This window comes from Candidatus Frankia alpina (genome assembly GCF_902806485.1).
Lineage (GTDB): Bacteria > Actinomycetota > Actinomycetes > Frankiales > Frankiaceae > Frankia > Frankia alpina.
In genome coordinates this window covers 1-3,343 of sequence record NZ_CADCWT010000365.1, presented here as the reverse complement: position 1 = coordinate 3,343, position 3,343 = coordinate 1, and the positions used below count along the sequence as shown (strand labels likewise).

4 protein-coding genes are annotated in these 3,343 nt (G+C 70.4%); 2 read left to right on the top strand and 2 right to left on the bottom strand.

Features of this window, described 5'->3' with window-relative positions:
- Positions 1 to 227: lamin tail domain-containing protein (locus G6R25_RS22670; RefSeq protein ID WP_235949463.1), on the bottom strand; the 227-nt coding region annotated here is incomplete at its 3' end.
- A gap of 46 nt (positions 228 to 273) precedes the next feature.
- Positions 274 to 543: a hypothetical protein gene (locus G6R25_RS22665; protein ID WP_163554501.1), complete on the bottom strand. Its 270-nt coding sequence runs from the start codon at positions 541 to 543 to the stop codon at positions 274 to 276.
- A gap of 116 nt (positions 544 to 659) precedes the next feature.
- Here G6R25_RS22665 and G6R25_RS22660 point away from each other — a divergent pair, with 116 nt between their 5' ends.
- Positions 660 to 1,844 carry an aminotransferase-like domain-containing protein gene (locus G6R25_RS22660; protein WP_163554503.1) on the top strand — a complete coding sequence of 395 codons (1,185 nt, stop codon included), beginning with the start codon at positions 660 to 662 and terminating at the stop codon, positions 1,842 to 1,844.
- 50 nt (positions 1,845 to 1,894) lie between these two features.
- Positions 1,895 to 2,887 carry a D-alanine--D-alanine ligase family protein gene (locus G6R25_RS22655; protein WP_163554500.1) on the top strand — a complete coding sequence of 331 codons (993 nt, stop codon included), beginning with the start codon at positions 1,895 to 1,897 and terminating at the stop codon, positions 2,885 to 2,887.
- Positions 2,888 to 3,343 lie beyond the last annotated feature (456 nt).

Below are 3,343 nucleotides of genomic sequence, written 5' to 3'. Positions count from 1 at the left end.
CCCGACGCCACCGTGAACACATGCGAGTTGTCATTGTCCTTGACAACCCAGCCGGAGATGTCCACGGCCGCCGAACCGATGTTCGCCAGCTCCACCCAGTCGCCGGGCGAACCACCGCTCGACTCGACCTCGTTGATCCGCACGTCCGCCGGCCTCTGCGCCACCGCCGGTATACCGAAAAGGCCGACAGCGACGACGGCCAGAACCGCGGCAACGGCGAATCGCACTTTCCCACGCGAATATCTGTGCAAAGCAGCTGCTCCTTGTGCAGGGTCACCGATAGGCGGCGGCGAATTCACACTCCTCGCGGATCTTCCTGCACACCGACGACCAGGCGTTGAACGCGCAACCAACAGCTCGGGCAGCACGGATTACCATCCTGGGCGAGCTCATCTGGCGCCGGCGCAGCGCGCGCATCATCGTGTCGTCGAGGTTGAGGCGCTGGCGGACCACCTCGGGCGCAGTGAGGGCCAGCCACTGGACGAGGCTGACGTCAGCGCCTGACCAACCAGGATTGCCGTGCTTCGGTCGGTCGCGGGCCATCGGTCGTCGCGCCGAGCCGGGCGGCCGGGGGTGCAGTGGTGTGGATACGGCGAGTAGTGTCGCGGGGCGTGACTGGGGATCGGTGGCGGGATCGGTACGCGGAGCGGGCCCAGGGAATGATCGCGAGCGAGGTTCGGGCGCTGTTCGCGGTGGCATCCCGTCCCGAGATCGTGTCGCTCGCCGGAGGCATGCCCGCGGTCGACGCTCTCCCGATGGAGGCGGTCGCGGCGACCGTCTCGGAGCTGGTGCTGAGCCGGGGGGCGGTGGCGCTGCAGTACGGCTCGGCGCAGGGCGATCCGGATCTGCGTGCGCGGATCTGCGACGTGATGGCGATGGAGGGCATCACCGACGCCCGTCCCGACGATGTTGTGGTGACCGCGGGATCGCAGCAGGCGCTGGATCTACTCACCCGCGTGTTCGTCGATCCCGGCGACGTCGTGGTCACCGAGGGGCCGACCTACGTCACGGCGATCAACACGTTCGCGGCGTACCAGACGCGGATCGTGCACGTTCCGATGGACGCCGATGGCCTGTCGCCGAGCGCGCTCGCGGAGACGTTGGGACGGCTGGCCGCCGAGGGCGCCCGGGTGAAACTGCTCTACACGGTGCCGACCTTTCAGAACCCCGGGGGGATCACGTTGACGCCGCCGCGGCGGACCGAGGTGATCGAGATCTGCCGGCGCGCCGGAGTGCTGGTGGTCGAGGACAACCCGTACGGTCTGCTGTCGTTCACGGGTGAGCCGGTGCGGGCGATGCGCGCGGACGCCCCCGACGACGTGGTGTACCTGGGGTCGTTCTCGAAGACGTTGGCGCCGGGGCTGCGGGTCGGGTGGGCGCTGGCCCCGGCGCCGGTGACGGCCCGGCTCGTGCTGGCCGCGGAGTCGGCGATCCTGTCGCAGTCGATGTTCACCCAGATGGTGGTCGAGCGGTATCTGACGACCCAGCCGTGGGCGGAACAGGTGAAGGTGTTCCGGGAGCTGTACCGGGAGCGCCGCGACGCCATGCTCGACGCCCTGGCCGAATCGATGCCCGCCGGCGCCACCTGGACCCGGCCGGACGGCGGGTTCTTCGTCTGGTTGACGCTGCCGGGCGGGATGGACACCAGGGCGATGCTGCCGCGGGCGATCGCCGCCCGGGTCGCCTACGTTCCCGGGGCCGGGTTCTACGCCGACGGGTCGGGTCGCAACAGCATGCGGTTGTCGTTCTGCTACCCGCCGCCTGATCGCATCCGTGCCGGGGTCGGCAGGCTGGGCGGGGTCATCCGGGACGAGCTGGATCTGCATGACACCTTCCGCCCGTGAAACCTTCGCCGACCGCTCATGATGTGCCCGACACCGTGAAGGACGCGACGATGACTGATCTGGGCCGTGTGCTGATCCTCGCCGGCGGGCTGTCGCCTGAACGGGAGGTGTCGCTGCATTCGGGGAGCAGGCTGCGCGACGCGCTGACCCTCATCGGTGTCGACGCCGACCTGGCCGATGTCGACGCCGCGACGCTGCCCGCGCTGGCGGCCGACCCGCCCGACGTGGTGTTCCCCGTGCTGCACGGCACGTCAGGGGAGGACGGCACGATCCGGGAGGTCCTGGACCTCTACGACCTGCCCTACGTCGGTGCCGCGCCGCCGGCCTGCCGGGTGGCTTTCGACAAGGCGACGGCGAAGGCGGCCGTCGCCGCCGCGGGGGTGGCGACACCGGCGGCGGTAACGCTGCCCCGCGAGGCGTTCCACGACCTGGGCGCCGCCGCGCTGATCGAACGGATCGTGGCCCGACTGGGGCTACCGGTCGTGGTGAAGCCCCGCGCGGGCGGATCGGCGTTCGGGGTCAGCCGCGTCGACGACGCCAGCGGGCTCGCCCAGGCACTGATGGCCTGCTTCGGCTATCACGACTCGGCGCTGATCGAACGAGCCGTCAGCGGAGTCGAGATCGCCGTCGGCGTCATCGACCTCGGCGACAGCGACGACCACGGCGGCGCCGGGCGGCCGATCGCGTTGCCCGCCGTCGAGATCGAGCCGGCCGCGGGGGTGTACGACTACGCCGCCCGCTACACCGCGGGTGCCACCGCCTTCTTCACCCCGGCTCGCCTCGACGACGCGGTGCTACACGCCGCCGCCGAAACCGCCGTCACCGCACACCGCGTGCTGGGCCTGCGTGACCTGTCCCGCACCGACATGATCGTCGACGCCGCCGGGAACGTGCAGTTCCTGGAGGTGAACGTGGCCCCCGGCATGACCGACACGAGCACCTGGCCGATGGGCCTGCACGCCGCCGGCCTCGACTTCGCCGTGGTCTGCCGCGACCTCGCCGCCCGCGCCACCAACCGGGCGCGGCCGGGGCCAGCACTGTGATGCTGCTTCCGCTGATGGGTCTGGCGAGGATGCTCGACGCTGCCGGGCTGGACTGACTCAGCCCGCCGACCAACCATCCCGAATGGCGAGATGGACCGTCACGTTACGGATATGGTGTGACGCGCTCACGCAAAGCATCCGGGCACCAATCCGGATAATCAGCTACTGATCTTTAATGCGCGATGCCGGTCGATGGATCATGATGATGGCCCCACGGCCGGTCCGGCGACGGCGACGTACCCCTCGGGCAGATCGGAACGATGCCGGACCGGCCCGCGGACGGCTCCCGACCGGCGCACAACCCCACCCCCGACCCGCCCCCGATTGGTGATCAAGGTGTTCCGCGGAACCGCGCCGCGGTCGTCACCGTCGCTGCTGCCACACCCGCACGGTTCCATCCCGGTCCGGGTCGGAGTCGGGGTCCCGGGTCGGAGTCGGGGTCCCGGGTCGGAGTCG